Source organism: Bradyrhizobium sp. BR 10289, from assembly GCF_019455385.1.
GTDB lineage: Bacteria > Pseudomonadota > Alphaproteobacteria > Rhizobiales > Xanthobacteraceae > Bradyrhizobium.
On sequence record NZ_JACOFR010000015.1, the window covers coordinates 156,574 to 171,439 of the forward strand.

Here is a 14,866-nt window from a genome sequence, read left to right on the forward strand (position 1 = left end):
GCCTGAAGCCCAATTGCCTGAAACCAAAGGCTTGCGGCAATGGCGAAAATGGGCGCGCTTAGACTAAAGTCGCAAGTTCTGCAATTTGCGTTGGCTTGTCGCAGCCCGCAACCCTAGCATGGGCATAACGGCGCGGGGTGGGGACCTCCCGGAATTCGCGAGCTTGTGAGCAGGCGGGAACCGCCGCATTCGCGAGGAATTCGTGTCCGGCTCGGGGGTTATCGCTTCCAGCGTCAAGCAGGCTTGGCCGTCCACGCAAGGCCGCTTGCCCAACAGATGCGTGGGGGAGGAAGACCATGTGGAATCAAATCTATGATCCGTTGCACAGCCCTGTGCTGTCGACGATTGCAGCGGCTGTGCCGGTGGTCACGCTGCTGGTCCTGATCGCAAGCGGCCGCGTGCAGGCGCATATCGCCGCGATCATCGCCGTCATCGTGACCAACCTGATCACGATCTTCGTCTTCACGATGCCGGCCAACATGTCGATCCGGGCCTCGATCCTCGGCATCGTCACGGGCTTCTTCCCGATCGGGTGGATCGTTCTCAACGTCATCTTCCTGTACCAGGTGACTGTCACCACCGGACGGTTCGAGCTGTTGAAACGCGCGGTCGGCGGCGTCACCGAGGACCGGCGGCTGCAATTGCTGCTGATCGCATTCTCGTTCGGCGCGTTCTTCGAAGGGGCCTCGGGCTTCGGCACGCCGGTGGCGATCACTGGAGCCGTGCTGATCGGCCTCGGCTTCTCGCCGCTCGCAGCCTCCGGCCTCTCGCTGATCGCCAACACCGCGCCGGTCGCCTATGGCGCGCTGGGCACCCCGATCCAGGGACTTGCCTCCGTCACTGGGCTCGATCCCTACATCCTCGGTGCGATGGTTGGCCGCCAATTGCCGTTCTTCTCGCTGATCGTGCCGTTCTGGGTGGTGTGGGCCTTCGCGGGCTGGAGGGGCATGAAGGATGTCTGGCCGGCGATCCTCGTCACCGGCGTCTCGTTCGCGATCCCGCAATTCGTGATCTCGAACTACGTCAATCCCTGGATCGTCGACATCGGCGCATCGCTGATCTCGATGGGCGCGCTGATCCTGTTCCTGAAGGTCTGGCAGCCGAAGCAGCTCTGGCTCTCGCCGGCGCTGCGCGGCAACGATGAATCGGCCGCGACCATGGCCGCAGCCAAGCCGCTGGACAAGACGCCGCTGACGCAGAGCGAGCTGTTCAGCGCGCTGCTGCCGTGGATCATCGTCTGCATCGTGATGCTGATCTGGGGCAATGGCAGCTTCAAGACCTGGGCGAACTCGATCTTCGTCTGGAATTATCCCGTGCCGGAGCTGCATCAGATGATCAACAAGATGCCGCCGGTCGCGCCAGGGCCGACGAAAGAGAGCGCGGTGTTCGGCTTCACCTATCTGTCCTTCACCGGCACGGGCATGCTGATCGCCGCGATCATCTCGGGCTTCCTGATGGGCGTCGGTCCAGGCCGGCTTGCGACCGAGTACGGCCGCACCATCCGCCTGTGCGCGATCTCGCTGATCACGATCTCGGCGATGCTCGCGATCGGCACACTGACGCGGCTGTCCGGTGTCGACGCGACGCTCGGTCTCGCCTTCGCCGCAACCGGCGTGCTCTATCCCTTCTTCGGCACGCTGCTCGGTTGGCTCGGCGTGGCGCTGACGGGATCGGACACCGCCTCCAACGTGCTGTTCGGAAACTTGCAGAAGATCACCTCCGAGCAGCTCGGCCTGTCGCCGATCCTGATGGGTGCGGCGAACTCCTCCGGCGGCGTGATGGGCAAGATGATCGACGCGCAGTCGATCGTGGTCGCCTCGACCGCCACCAACTGGTACGGCCACGAGGGCACCATCCTGCGCTTCGTGTTCTGGCACTCGATCGTGCTCGCCTGTCTCGTCGGCGTGCTCGTGACGTTGCAGGCCTATGTCTGGCCGTTCACGGCGCTGGTCCTGAAGTAGCAGGCAACGCTTCGACGCAGATCCCCGCGGGCTCGCGCCTCGCGGGGATTTTTGCATCATGCGGGGGCGAACCTTCTCAACGGCGCCGCCGTCTTATAGAAGGTGCGGCAAATCAGGTCGGGTCGAGAGGTCTCATGGTTTCGCTGAAGCAGGTGATGTGTCTTGCGGTTGCAACGCTCGCGATGTCCACGCTCGCGCGCGCGGAGGACGGTTTTCCCTTCGGCACCGAGATGACGCTGGAAGCGCTGCCGCAGCCAGGCTCGAAGCGGATTCCGAACATCGAGATCGGCGACAACGGCGAGGTCGTGCTGGAGCTCTGGTGCAAGGGCGGCAAGGGCCAGTTCTCGGTCGCCGGCAACACCGTGATCTTCGTCCCCGGCCAGATCCAGGACCGCAACTGTTCGCCGGCGAGAGCGCAGGCCGACGACGAGCTCGTCGCGGCGCTGAGCAGCGTCGAGACCTGGAGGCGCCAGGGCGATGTGCTGACGCTGATCGGCCCGAAGCCGCTGCGCTTCAGGACGACGGGGAATTAGCGAAACCCTCGCTGTCATTCCCCGCGAAAGCGGGGAATCCAGTATGCCGCGGCTTCTCGATTCATCAAAGGTGTCTCGGAGTACTGGATCGCCCGGTCAAGCCGGGCGACGACAGCTGAGTTCGTGGCGACGTCACTTCCACGCCGACTTGTCGGCGTCCCAGCGCTGGCCCTTCAACTCCTTGGCGAGCGCCTCGATCGAGCCGTTGTCGTCGGGCTGGTCGCCTTCCTCGTCGGCCGATGCTTCGTCAGAGAGGATGAGCTTGGCGCCGCTGCTCTCATCGGAGGTCGTGGTCGCGGGGCTGCCGATCCAGAGCATCAGCTTGTCGGTGGTGCCGGGCTTGTCGGGCGAGATCAGGCCTGCGACCTCGATCGTGTCGGTGAGATCGAGCGCGGGGAAATCCTGGTTCGGCCGCTTGAAGACCAGCTTGAGCTTGCCGGTGGCGGGATTGAAGTTTTGCGAAACCGGCTTTGCCGCGAGCGTCCTGCTCAGCACCCCGGCCACCGCAGTGGCGAGCTTGTCCCTGTCGATCTTGTCGCCGGTGCGCCAGTCGGCGGCGGCAAAGCGGATGGTGCGGTCCATCTCGGTCATGCCGGCGGTCCAGCCCGCGGCGGTGACGCCGGGCATCGCCTTGAATTTTGCCAGCAGCGCGGCGGCGCGCTCCGGGTCGACCGACATGTTGATGGTCTGCTCGCCGGCGCGCAGCGCGTCGCAGCCGACGGTGAGGCTCGACAGCGTCACCTCGACGTCCTGGCCCTTCAGGCTCTTCAGGAAGTCGGTCGCCGCATCGAGCTTGACCTTCACCGCGATCGCCTCCGGGGAGACGTCGGTGAAATCCTTCGGCTGCGGCGTGATGCCGTCGTCGGAGGTCTGGTTGTCCTGAAATTCCTTCTCGCTGAGATCGGAATTGTCGGACGAGGTGACCTCGGTGACGGTCTGGCCGATGCTGATCTGGCCACGGAATTCGAAATTGTCTCCGGACTGCTTGCGCAGCAGCTTGACGCTCACGGGCGCTTTCGCGCCGAGGCTCTGCGTCGTGCCGGTCAGGGTCTGGCCGGCGACCTGGAGATTGACGACGAAGCGGTCCTTGCGGTCGGAATTCTTCGCGACGGGATAGCAGACGTCGAGCACCGCCGCCGTCACCGTCTTGCCCTGGCGCGTCTCCTTCAGGATCACGTCGGCATTGCCGTCCATCAGACCGTCGATCGACGTGAAATAGCGCGTCTCGGTTCCACCCGGCGCCGTGGCCTTCGGCGACAATTTCATCTGGGCGGATGCGACCTCAGGCGAGACGGCAAGCAGAGCCGCCAATAGGGCCGTCGAACAAACCAGAAGCGCACGCATGATGAAATCCTCGCGCAATGGGCATGATCCGGAAAAGTGTGAAGCGGTTTTCCGGTCGGATCATGCCCAGAAAATTCGAATCGGCCGCCACCGTAGTTGGTTTTGATCGTCGGTTGAATTGCAAAGCGGCGGGGATGGTCGGCAAAAAAGAAGGCCGCCCGGAGGCGGCCTTCGTGACGTTGTAATGAAAGGATCGGCTCAGAAGCCGCCCATGCCGCCGCCGGCGGGCATCGCGGGCGGGGCTTCCTTCTTCGGCATTTCGGCGACCATCGCTTCGGTGGTGACTAGCAGGCCGGCCACGGAGGAGGCGTCCTGGAGCGCGGTGCGCACCACCTTGGCGGGATCGATGATGCCCTTCTCGATCATGTCGACATAATCCTCGTTCTGGGCGTCGAAGCCGAAGGTCTCCGACTTGCTCTCAAGGATCTTGCCGACGACGATCGAGCCTTCCACGCCCGCGTTCTCGGAGATCTGGCGGATCGGGGCTTCCAGCGCCTTCAGCACGATGTTGATGCCGGCCTGGACGTCGGCATTGGCGTTGGAGAGACGGCCGACCGCCTTCTTGGCGCGCAGCAGCGTCACGCCGCCGCCGGGCACGATGCCTTCCTGCACCGCGGCGCGGGTGGCGTTGAGCGCGTCCTCGACGCGGTCCTTCTTCTCCTTGACCTCGATCTCGGTGGCGCCGCCGACGCGGATCACCGCGACGCCGCCAGCGAGCTTGGCGAGGCGCTCCTGGAGCTTCTCACGGTCGTAGTCCGAGGTGGTCTCCTCGATCTGGGCCTTGATCTGGCCGACGCGGGCCTCGATGTCGGGCTTCTTGCCGGCGCCCTTGACGATCGTGGTGTTCTCCTTGTCGATCACGACCTTGCCGGCGCGTCCCAGCATCTTCACCGTGACGTTCTCGAGCTTCATGCCGAGGTCTTCGGAGATCAGCTGGCCGCCGGTCAGGATCGCGAGGTCTTCCAGCATGGCCTTGCGGCGGTCACCGAAGCCCGGCGCCTTCACCGCGGCCACTTTCAGGCCGCCACGGAGACGGTTGACGACCAGGGTGGCGAGCGCCTCGCCCTCGACGTCCTCGGCGATGATGACGAGCGGCTTGCCCGACTGCACCACGGCTTCGAGCACCGGCAGCATGGCCTGCAGACCCGAGAGCTTCTTCTCGTGCAGGAGGATATAGGCGTCCTCGAGCTCGGCGGTCATCTTCTCGGGGTTGGTGACGAAGTAGGGGCTGAGATAGCCGCGGTCGAACTTCATGCCCTCGACGATGTCGACTTCGGTGTCGAGCGACTTGTTTTCCTCGACGGTGATGACGCCTTCGTTGCCGACCTTCTGCATCGCCTGGGCGATCATCTTGCCGATGGCGGCATCGCCGTTAGCCGAGATGGTGCCGACCTGGGCGACCTCGGAGGAGGCGGCAACCGGCTTGGCGCGCTTCTCGATGTCCTTGACGACGGCGGCAACCGCAGTGTCGATGCCGCGCTTGAGGTCCATCGGGTTCATGCCGGCGGCAACCGCCTTGGCGCCTTCGCGCACGATGGCCTGGGCCAGCACGGTCGCGGTGGTGGTGCCGTCGCCGGCGAGGTCGTTGGTCTTGGAGGCGACCTCACGGACCATCTGGGCGCCCATGTTCTCGAACTTGTCCTCGAGCTCGATCTCCTTGGCGACGGTGACGCCGTCCTTGGTGATGCGGGGCGCGCCGAAGCTCTTCTCGATGACGACGTTGCGGCCCTTGGGGCCGAGCGTCACCTTGACGGCGTTGGCGAGAATGTCGACGCCGCGCAGCATGCGATCGCGCGCGTCTCCGGAAAACTTGACGTCCTTGGCAGCCATGATCTGCAATCCCTCGTGTTTCGTGATGTGTCTTGTTTCGTGATGTGTCCGGAATGATGGATGCCCGGATCGCTCGATCCGGGCATGACATTCAGCAGCCGTTCAGGGGGGCGGCCTTAGGCCAGAACGCCCATGATGTCCGACTCCTTCATGATCAGGAGATCTTCGTTGTCGATCTTGACCTCGGTGCCCGACCACTTGCCGAACAGCACGCGGTCGCCGACCTTGAGGTCGATCGGGATCAGCTTGCCGGCCTCGTCGCGGCCGCCGGGGCCGACGGCGACAACCTCGCCCTGGGACGGCTTTTCCTTGGCGGTGTCCGGAATGATGATGCCGCCCTTGGTCTTTTCCTCGGCGTCGATACGTTTGACCACGACACGGTCATGCAGCGGACGAAATTTGGACTTAGCCATGACGTTTCCCTTTGGAGGCTCGCTTCGGAACTAGCGGAAGTGGGTGGGGCGGCGCGTCCGTCCACCCACTTGTGCGAGGATCGAACGGCGCGCTTAGCAATCGGGCTTTCCGAGTGCTAAGAGTGTTCCGGGAATATGGCTTGGCTGCGATCCTGTCAAGCAAAGGTGGTTAAGCGATTGGTGAGGCGGATATAGGATGGTGGCATTGGAAACTTGTTCGGGGCCCCGGCGTATCAAAGGACGTCATTGCTCCGGCGGCGGTTTTGCGCTTGGCTGCGGGAGGGGTGCGGCCATGGTCTTGTTCGGGGGAATGCCATGATCAGTTCAGCTCGCGCGCGCACGGTTGCCAATCTGGCGGCCGCGTCTTCTCTGGCGCTGTTGCTGGGCGCCTGCGGCGGCGGCCTGAGCCTGCCGTCCTTCGGCACGTCGTCTTCGCCGCCGCCCGAGGCCGATACCGGCACCGGTCCCGAAATGCCGGCGACCATCCGCGCCGACGAGATCGTCGGCCGCTGGGGCCTCGCCTCGTTCCAGAACCCGGCCGACCGCGCCCGCACCGAGGCCGCGGCGAGGGCGCAGTGCAAGAACCCCTACGTGATCACCGCCGGCACCTCCGGCGGCGTGGTCATGCATCTGGCCGACCAGGCAACGCCGCAGGAGCTGCGGCTGAAGGGCTCGCCCAGCGGCAAGAACTATATCGGCCCGGCAGGTCCCACCCCCGGCGAACAGGACCGCGAGATCGTCTCCTTCGACGGCCGCGTCATGATCACCCGCTTCATAGACAAGGACGCCGCCACCCGCTACGGCAACATGGTCTACGTCCGCTGCGCGCCGCGGGCGTGATAAGCTAGCGCCACGTTCGAGCTGCACCCTCGCCCCTCGTGGGAGAGGGTGGCTTCGCTGAAAGCGAGCCGGGTGAGGCGTTCTCTCCGCGAGTCCAACTCTCATTTGAATGCGCGGAGCGAACCCCTCCTCCGGCGCCGTAGCCGAAGCTTCGCTTCGGCGTTCCTTAAGAACGGCGGCCAAAGGCCGCCTATGCCACCTTCTCCCACAAAGGAAGAAGGGAAGGCAGCGTCGCAATGAGGGAAAACAAAAACGCCGGCTCGCGCCGGCGTTTCGTTTTTCGTGATCTCGCGCCCGCTCAGTCGAACAGCGCGTCGATGTCGTCCTGGGAAGCGTGGCCGACGTCGCCGGCGAGCTTCGGGCCGTTGAGCAGCTTCTCGTCGTCGCTGCGGTTGTCGGCATGCACGTGCGCCGGCACATGGGCCTTGATCGCGTCGACGCCGCCCCAGATGTCCATCATCGCATTGATGTGCTGCTCGATGAACTTCATCGTGGTCATGACCTTGCTGATGCGCTGGCCGGTCAGGTCCTGGAAGTTGCAGGCTTCGAAGATCGAGATGACGCGTTCCTGGATGTCGTCGGCGAGCCGCTTCTGCTGGTCGACCGAGTCCACCTTGGACATCGCGCTGGCGGCCTGGTCGATCGACTCGGCTGCTTCGAGGATCTGCTGGGTCGCCTGTTCGGTGCCGCCCACGACCGCGCCGAGTTCGCCATTGACCTTGGCCATCTCCGCGCCGTCAAAGCTCTTGCCATGGAGCACCGCGATCTCGCGCTTGGTGCGGTCGATGGCGTCGTGGATGAGGTCGAGCTCGATCTTCAGCTTCTCGCACTGCTCGATCTGGGCCCGATAGGTTTCGAGCATCGTGCGTGCGTCGGCCAGTTCTTGCGCCGTGGAGGCGTCGATCGCCGCCATCGCCGCGCTGCCGGACAGCGGGGCAGCAGTCACGCCCTTCGCCATCTGTGCGCGGATCGCGCGCAGCTCAGCCATGATTTCGCTATGCATCGGACCAGCCTCTTCGGTCGCCTCAAAAATCGGCATCTCTCCGCCGAGGATGTCCTCGACACGAAAACGCTTGCGGTGAACAGCCATCAGGATACTCCCCCCACCTCACTCACGCGTCTTTGTAGGCAGAAGCGATTTAACACGAAGTTCACAGCAGGAACTGTCGTGCGGCCGCGCGCGACGGCGTGAAAACCCGGGATTAACCATGGCCGCGCGGCGTTCATCGAAAATAAACGCTGATCGCCAAATTGCAGCTCGCTGGCGACGTGGTGAATCGAAACGCCCGATCCGTTTACCAAACAAAACGGCTTTTGCTTTTTATTGACCACGTCGCGGATCGCCGATCAGCCTGGCGCCTTCGCACGACGCATGTGATCTAGACGAAACAGTACAGAGTACGTCGATGTTCAAGAAAATGTCTGTCGCGCTGCTCGGCAGCGCTTGCACCTTCATTGGCGGCGCTGGCAGCGCCAGCGCCTTCGACAATACCGTGCCGAACGATCCGCCCGCGGTGCTCTACCAGCCGAGGGTCGCCCCGGCGCCGGTGCGCGTCGCGTCCAATTCGCAGATGGGCGGCGGCTTCATCGAGTTCCTGTTCGGTGACGGCCCCGGCCGTGGTCCGGCCTATGCGCCGCAGGCGCCGGTCTACCAGCAGCAGCCGGGCTATTACGACCAGCGCCGCCTGCCGCCGATGGGCGAGCCGCAGATGCAGGGTGGATATCAGCAGGGCGCTGTCCAGCAGGACGCGGTCGACCCGCGCCAGCGTCCGTTCGATCCGAAATTCGAGAAACAATCTGTTGACTATAGCGGCAAGGAAAGTGCCGGCACGATCGTGGTGGATACGCCGAACAAGTTCCTCTATCTCGTCGAGGGCAACGGCCGCGCGATGCGCTACGGCATCGGCGTCGGCCGCCCCGGCTTCACCTGGTCGGGCGTGAAGTCGATCACGGCCAAGCGCGAGTGGCCGGACTGGACCCCGCCGGCGGAGATGATCGCGCGCCGGCCCGACCTGCCCCGGCACATGGAGGGCGGCCCGGAAAACCCGCTCGGTGCCCGCGCGATGTATCTCGGCTCGACGCTCTACCGCATCCACGGCTCCAACGAGCCCTGGACCATCGGCACCAACGTCTCCTCGGGCTGCATCCGCATGCGCAACGAGGACGTCATCGACCTCTACGGCCGCGTCAATGTCGGCACCAAGGTCGTGGTGATGTGAGTTCTTTTTTGTCCTCTCCCCTTGTGGGAGAGGTTGGTTCGCGCAGCGAACCGGGTGAGGGGTCTCTATTCTCACGAACGGTTTTGCGAGTGGAGAAAACCCCTCATCCGGCGCTTCGCCACCTTCTCCCACAAGGGGAGAAGGAAGGTTCTCATGAAAACGGCCGCCTCATCGGCGGCCGCTTTTGTTTGGGCGTTGGGGCAGCCTTACGCGTAATCGCTGCCGCCGTCGTCATTGCCGAAATCGCTGTCGTCGGCCACGTCCATGTTGCCGCTGTCGCGATCGAAGTCGTCATTGTCCTGATCGTTCGAGGCTTGGTCGAAGAAGCCCTGACGTGAGTCCCGGTTCGAGCCGATGTCGTCGAGGCCTGCATCGCGCGCCAGCGAGCCGCTGGACTGATCGCTGCCGCCCCACGGACTTCCGCCACCGCGCTCCTCGATGATGGTGGTGTCGCCGAAGGCCTGATGCGAGCCGCCGCCCATCATGCCGCGGATGCTGGAGAGCAGCAGCGAGCCGCCGACGACGCCGGCTGCCGCCGCCGCTGCCGTGCCGAGGAACGAGCCGCCGCCACCGCCGGCCGGCGGAGCGCCATAGCCCGGAGCCGGACCCTGGCCATACGCCTGCCCGTAAGGCGGCGGTGCACCGTAACCCGGCTGCGGCATCGCCTGACCGGTGTTCCACACCGGCCGCTGCTCACGCTGCGGCACGTTCGGGACCGAGCTGCGCGAGGAGCTTCCGCCGAACAGCGTGTCGCGCATGGTGTCGAGGAAGCCGCCGGACTGCGCCGGCTCGGGCGCGTGGGCCGCTTCAAGCTCCTGGATGCGGTTATGAGCGCGCTTCAGCGCCTCGTCCTGCAACAGCGTGGTCTGCACCAGTGCATAGACCGCACCGGGCGCCTTGCGCAGCCCGTCCGAGATCGCGGCGATCGCATCGGGATCGCGCGGGGCATTTTCCAGTTTCGAAAGCCGGTCGAAAAGGTCGTCAACGAGCTGGCGTTCCTGCGGCGTCATGATCTCTCTCCTCTGCGCAAACCAAGCGCGCACAGGATGTAGGGTTCCATTGTGGCCCCAACAGTGCCGGCCGGATTAAATTTCGGTATGCGACAAGCTGCCCTTTTGGCCCGCTTTCCGAAGGTTTCACCCCAATGTCACATGGCTCTCCGCCAACAGGCGCGCGAAGTCATCGCCGGCGAGATAGGCGTGCTCGCGTTCGCGGACATCCGTCATCGGGTCGAGGCCGGTGAGGATGTCGTCGACGAAGCCGGGGTGGCACATCACGAGGCCGCCATCGGGGAGGCCTTCCAGGAATTGCCGCATCAGCGCGCCGAAATCGGCCGCGCGCGTGAAATCATAGGCGCCGGCAAAACCGGGATTGAAGCTCAGGCCGGCCGAGCCGGCGCGGCGGCGGAATTGCGCGCTGAGCACATCGAGCACCATGGCCTTTGGTGACGCCAGCCGCTGAGCGAGCGGCAGGTCGCGGCCGCCCTGGCGGACCCAGGCGTTCGGCGCGCCGTCGCTGACGGCATCGACGAAGCCGTCGCGCACCTGCGGATAGAGCTGCACATGCTGATGACCGTCGACGAAATCGGGCACGTGGCCGAACGCTTCCAGGAAGGCCGCCAGCTGCGCCTTCACCTCGTTGCGAACGAATTCGCGGTCGAGCCGCCGCATCAGGCCGGCGCGCAGCAGCTTTGGAAACGGCATGAACATGTCGCCGTCCAGCGGGCGGAAATGCATGGTCAGCGGCCGGAACGGTGCCGACAGCGTCACATGCAATCCGATCGCGCAGCGCGGGCTCGTCTTCGCGGAGGCCTGAAGCGCTTCGACCTCGCTGCGTTCGATCGCGGGCCCCACCATCATCACCGAGGTGGCGTTGAGACGGCCGCGTTCAATGAGGTCACGGATGGCGCGGTTGACGCCCGGGCTGATCCCGTAATCGTCGGCGCAGATCCAGATCCGCCGCAGGCCCGCGGCCGTGCTCATTCGGCCGCCGTCCTGTTCGAGGCGTCGCCAACCTTGTCGGCCTCGAAATGCTTCTCGGTGTGCTCGGCGACGAAATAGATCGGACGCGCCTTCAGCTCGGACAGGATCTTGCCGATATATTCGCCGACGATGCCGATCATGATCAGCTGCACGCCGCCGATCGTCATCAGGCCGACCACGAGCGAGGGATAGCCGGGCACCTGCTTGCCTGTCGTGAACACCTCCCAGAGGATGGACAGGCCGAACAGGAAGGCGACGCCGGCCAACGCGACGCCGAGCAGGCTGGCAAAGCGCAGCGGCGCCACGGAGAACGAGGTCAGGCCTTCGATCGACAGGCCGAGCAGGCTCGCCGCGTTGAAGGTGGTGACGCCATGGGCGCGCTCCGCGGGCTCGTAATCGACGCGAATCTGGCGGAAGCCGATCCAGCTCGCGAGGCCCTTGAAGAAGCGGTTGCGCTCCGGCAATTGCCTGAGCGCTGCGACCGCGCGCGGTGACAGCAGGCGGAAGTCGCCGGCATCCTCGGGAATCTTCTGGCGGGCGCCCCAATTGATCAGCGCGTAGAAGCCGTGCACGGACAGCCGCCGCAGGAAGCTCTCATTGTCGCGATGCGCTTTGGCGGTATAGACGACGTCGTAGCCGTCATCGATCCAGTGCCGCACCAGCTGCTCGACCAGAGCAGGCGGATGCTGGCCGTCGCCGTCCATGAACATGACCGCGCCGAGGCGGGCATGGTCGAGGCCGGCCATCAGCGCCGCCTCCTTGCCGAAATTGCGCGACAGCGACACGACCTGGACGCTGATCGCGTCGGCCGGCAGCGAGCGGGCGATCGACAGCGTCGCATCCTTGCTGCCGTCGTCGACATAGACCACCTCGCAATCGAGGCGATAGCGCTCACGCAAGGTCCTGGCGAGATCGCAGATGCGCCGGTGCAGGGCGGCAAGGCCCGCCGCCTCGTTGTAGACGGGGACGACAATCGACAATCCCTTCGCGGCGGAGCTGCCTGCGGTGGTCGTCAGGCCGGAGACGTCAGAGCCCAGCGTCATCGATCAAGGTTCCAGAGGCGTTTAAGTCTTTCTGCAAGTCTTCCTGCAAGATCATCCCAACAGCATATGGTAGCTGCCGTTTGCTGTCGCTACGCTGAACGGAACAGCGGAACAGCTCGACAAGTTTGGCCTCACTGCCGCAGGAACGCCTCGAGCTTGGCGAACAGCGGGTTCTCCCGGTCGAACACATAGTCGAGCGAGACCACCGAGACGGTCTCGGCGCCATGCTCGCGCAGGAAGCTCGCCAGCGCATAGAGCTGCCCGGGCGGGCAGTGCAGCGTCAGCATGCCCGACGAGGTCGGCCCGCCGAACGGGGCCTCGACGCCGAAGCGCTCATGGGCCTCGCCGAGCAGGGCGGCGTCGCACTGCCGGAAGCGGGTGCGGACCTCGCGGTATTTGTTGGCCCGTGCCCGTGCCGCGATGTGATCGAGGATCACGCGCGCGGTCTCGCGTGCTTCCGGCGACCAGTCGGCGTCCTTCGACGCCACCAGATTGGCCTGGCTGCGCAGGATCACGCCGTCATCCAGCACCCGCAACCCGTTGGCGGCGAGCGTCGCCCCTGTCGTGGTGATGTCGACGATCAACTCGGCGCTGCCGGCGGCCGGGGCTCCTTCGGTCGCGCCGGTGCTTTCGACGATGCGGTAATCGGTGATGCCGTGGCTCTGGAAGAAGGCGCGGGTGAGGTTGATGAACTTGGTCGCGACCCGCATCCGGGTGTGATGCTGCTCGCGGAAGCCGGTGGTGACGTCGTCGAGGTCGGCCATGGTGCGGACGTCGATCCAGGCCTGCGGTACCGCGACGACGACGTCGGCGTAGCCGAAGCCGAGACCCTCGATCAGGGATACGCGCTGGTCGGCATCGGCGATGCTATCGCGCACCAGATCCTCGCCGGTGACGCCGAGATGCGCAAAGCCGCGCGACAGCTGCGAGGCGATCTCGCTCGCCGACAGATACGCGACCTCGACATTGTCGAGCCCCGCGATGGTGCCGCGATAGTCGCGCGCACCGCCGGCCTTCGACAGCTTGAGCCCGGCGCGGGCGAAGAAAGCCTCGGTGTTTTCCTGCAGGCGGCCCTTGGAGGGAACGGCCAGAACGAATGGCGCGCTCATGATCTTACGCTCCCACCTTGCGGCCGATCTTCGTCAGCGCGTCCACCCAGACCGAGAAGCCGACCGCCGGGATCGGCTCGCTCGATCCGAGTTGGGTCATCAGCCCGTCATAGCGGCCGCCGGCGACCAGAGGCTCGGCGCCGTTGCCGCGGTGATGCAGCTCGAATTCGAAGCCGGTGTAATAATCGAGCCCGCGCCCGAACGCGGTCGAGAAGCGCGTCTGCTTCACGTCGATGCCGCGCGCGGCCATGAAGCCGACCCGGCTCTCGAACTGGTCGATCGCAGCGGTGAGGTCGAGCTTCGCATCCAGCGTGAGTGCGCGCAGATCGGCGACGGCATCATCCGGGTTGCCCGCAATCGACAGGAAGCGCTTGAGCACGGCGATCGCCTCGCGCGGCAGCGCACCGCCCTTCAGCGTCGACTGCTCGAGGAAGCGGTCGGCGATCTCGGCCGTGGTGCGCCCGCCGACATTGGTGGTCCCCGCGATCGACATCAGATCGGTGACGAAGGCGAGCGCCGCCTTGCGGTCGGAGCCGGCGAGCGCGGCGAGCACGCCCTCATATTCGCTGCGGGTGGCGCTGGCGGTGGCCGCCAGCTTCTCCAGATCCTGCTCCAGGCTGATCTTGCGGTTGAAATCCTTGACCAGGCGGCGGCGCCAGACCGGGTAGAGATTGAGCGCGTCGAGCAGCGCGTTGAACAGCGCGACGTCGCCGGTGCGGATCTCGACGTCGCGGACGCCGAAGGCGCCTGTCGCCTCCAGCGCCAGCGCCAGCATCTCGGCATCGGCCGCGGCGCGGTCCTGGCGGCCGAAGGACTCGATGCCGGCCTGGAGAAACTCGCTGGCCTGGCCGCTTCGGTAGCGAAACACCGGCCCCAGATAGCTGAAGCCGGCCGGCTGGCCGGCACGGGGAGAGGCGAGATAATCGCGCGCCACGGGGATGGTCAGGTCCGGACGCAGGCAGAGCTCCTCGCCGGAGAGGTCCGTGGTCAAATAGAGGCTCTTGCGGATGTCCTCGCCCGAGAGGTCCAGGAACGGCTCGGCCGGCTGCAGGATCGCGGGCTCGGCCCTGACATAGCCGGCCTGCGCGAACGACAAGAGCAGCGTATCCGCCCAGGCGGCGGAGCCGGCAGCATTTGAGGTGGCAGTCGCGGTCATCTCAGGGGTCCATCGGCCCGGCGGCGCCGGGCAGGCAAGGGAGGCAAGGGGAGGCAAAGCGAATTGGCGCAGCCCTTAGCATGGCCGGAAAGCGGTTTCGACCTCCAAAGGATCAATCGCTTAACGACTTCGGAGCCGGAACGCGCTGCTCCCATAAACGTGGATTTGAGGTATTATGGTGCCTCAAATGGGGCCGCCCTTCAATCCGTTCGGCCACCTCGTCCGCGAGCTGCTCGGCCAGCGTCGCCGGACGTCCGATGTCGGCGCCCTGCGCGACAGCCTCGTTGCTCGTCGCAAATTCCCAGCATTGCCGTTCGATGCAGCAGCCGCAACCCCGGCATCACATTGTGAAATTGAGCAGGACAGGCAGGTCGTCGCATACTCAATCTGGGTATGGCGGATGATCCGTCCGCCGCCGCCTTCGTTTACACTGTGA

15 protein-coding genes are annotated in these 14,866 nt (G+C 65.2%); 6 read left to right on the forward strand and 9 right to left on the reverse strand.

Annotation, left to right across the window (positions count from 1 at the left end; translation table 11 throughout):
* Positions 1 to 296 precede the first annotated feature (296 nt).
* Together HYH08_RS23710 and HYH08_RS23715 are read left to right on the forward strand one after the other, a co-directional pair.
* The gene (locus HYH08_RS23710) at positions 297 to 1,961 is read left to right on the forward strand and encodes an L-lactate permease (RefSeq protein ID WP_220012238.1); all 1,665 of its coding nucleotides are present in this window, start codon (positions 297 to 299) and stop codon (positions 1,959 to 1,961) included.
* 134 nt (positions 1,962 to 2,095) lie between these two features.
* Complete coding sequence (locus tag HYH08_RS23715; protein WP_220012239.1) at positions 2,096 to 2,494, forward strand: META domain-containing protein; 399 nt, start codon at positions 2,096 to 2,098, stop codon at positions 2,492 to 2,494.
* Between the two features lie 132 nt (positions 2,495 to 2,626).
* On the opposite strand, the gene HYH08_RS23720 is transcribed toward HYH08_RS23715, so the two are convergent.
* Positions 2,627 to 3,838, reverse strand: coding sequence for a hypothetical protein (locus tag HYH08_RS23720; RefSeq protein ID WP_220012240.1), 1,212 nt, complete (start codon positions 3,836 to 3,838; stop codon positions 2,627 to 2,629).
* 17 nt (positions 3,839 to 3,855) lie between these two features.
* Here HYH08_RS23720 and HYH08_RS23725 point away from each other — a divergent pair, with 17 nt between their 5' ends.
* Positions 3,856 to 4,023 carry a hypothetical protein gene (locus HYH08_RS23725; RefSeq protein ID WP_220012241.1) on the forward strand — a complete coding sequence of 56 codons (168 nt, stop codon included), beginning with the start codon at positions 3,856 to 3,858 and terminating at the stop codon, positions 4,021 to 4,023.
* Between the two features lie 13 nt (positions 4,024 to 4,036).
* On the opposite strand, the gene groL is transcribed toward HYH08_RS23725, so the two are convergent.
* Both groL and HYH08_RS23735 read right to left on the reverse strand, forming a co-directional pair.
* Complete coding sequence (gene groL, locus HYH08_RS23730; protein ID WP_220012242.1) at positions 4,037 to 5,668, reverse strand: chaperonin GroEL; 1,632 nt, start codon at positions 5,666 to 5,668, stop codon at positions 4,037 to 4,039.
* 116 nt (positions 5,669 to 5,784) lie between these two features.
* Complete coding sequence (locus HYH08_RS23735; protein ID WP_008130129.1) at positions 5,785 to 6,081, reverse strand: co-chaperone GroES; 297 nt, start codon at positions 6,079 to 6,081, stop codon at positions 5,785 to 5,787.
* A gap of 315 nt (positions 6,082 to 6,396) precedes the next feature.
* Here HYH08_RS23735 and HYH08_RS23740 point away from each other — a divergent pair, with 315 nt between their 5' ends.
* Positions 6,397 to 6,921 carry a hypothetical protein gene (locus HYH08_RS23740; protein WP_220012243.1) on the forward strand — a complete coding sequence of 175 codons (525 nt, stop codon included), beginning with the start codon at positions 6,397 to 6,399 and terminating at the stop codon, positions 6,919 to 6,921.
* A 298-nt stretch (positions 6,922 to 7,219) separates the two neighbouring features.
* Here the strand turns inward: HYH08_RS23740 and HYH08_RS23745 are convergent, their stop codons facing one another.
* Positions 7,220 to 8,011, reverse strand: coding sequence for a protein phosphatase CheZ (locus HYH08_RS23745; protein WP_220012244.1), 792 nt, complete (start codon positions 8,009 to 8,011; stop codon positions 7,220 to 7,222).
* A 316-nt stretch (positions 8,012 to 8,327) separates the two neighbouring features.
* Between HYH08_RS23745 and HYH08_RS23750 the strand changes: the two genes are divergently transcribed.
* Positions 8,328 to 9,140 (forward strand): L,D-transpeptidase family protein, encoded by an 813-nt coding sequence (locus HYH08_RS23750; RefSeq protein WP_220012245.1) that lies wholly within the window; start codon positions 8,328 to 8,330, stop codon positions 9,138 to 9,140.
* 206 nt (positions 9,141 to 9,346) lie between these two features.
* On the opposite strand, the gene HYH08_RS23755 is transcribed toward HYH08_RS23750, so the two are convergent.
* The 5 genes from HYH08_RS23755 to HYH08_RS23775 all read right to left on the reverse strand — a co-directional run bounded on the left by HYH08_RS23755 (position 9,347) and on the right by HYH08_RS23775 (position 14,430).
* Positions 9,347 to 10,150, reverse strand: coding sequence for a DUF2076 domain-containing protein (locus HYH08_RS23755; protein WP_220012246.1), 804 nt, complete (start codon positions 10,148 to 10,150; stop codon positions 9,347 to 9,349).
* 126 nt (positions 10,151 to 10,276) lie between these two features.
* On the reverse strand, positions 10,277 to 11,122 hold the full coding sequence (locus HYH08_RS23760; protein WP_220012247.1) for a ChbG/HpnK family deacetylase: 846 nt from the start codon (positions 11,120 to 11,122) through the stop codon (positions 10,277 to 10,279).
* Positions 11,119 to 12,165, reverse strand: a complete 1,047-nt coding sequence (locus HYH08_RS23765; protein WP_220012248.1) for a glycosyltransferase family 2 protein — start codon at positions 12,163 to 12,165, stop codon at positions 11,119 to 11,121. Before HYH08_RS23765 ends, HYH08_RS23760 begins: the two co-directional genes overlap by 4 nt.
* 131 nt (positions 12,166 to 12,296) lie before the next feature.
* Positions 12,297 to 13,274 carry an ATP phosphoribosyltransferase gene (gene hisG / locus HYH08_RS23770; protein ID WP_220012249.1) on the reverse strand — a complete coding sequence of 326 codons (978 nt, stop codon included), beginning with the start codon at positions 13,272 to 13,274 and terminating at the stop codon, positions 12,297 to 12,299.
* A 4-nt stretch (positions 13,275 to 13,278) separates the two neighbouring features.
* The gene (locus HYH08_RS23775) at positions 13,279 to 14,430 is read right to left on the reverse strand and encodes an ATP phosphoribosyltransferase regulatory subunit (protein WP_220012250.1); all 1,152 of its coding nucleotides are present in this window, start codon (positions 14,428 to 14,430) and stop codon (positions 13,279 to 13,281) included.
* A gap of 187 nt (positions 14,431 to 14,617) precedes the next feature.
* Between HYH08_RS23775 and HYH08_RS23780 the strand changes: the two genes are divergently transcribed.
* A complete protein-coding gene (locus HYH08_RS23780; RefSeq protein WP_220012251.1) occupies positions 14,618 to 14,866 on the forward strand; it encodes a hypothetical protein in 249 nt (82 codons plus the stop codon).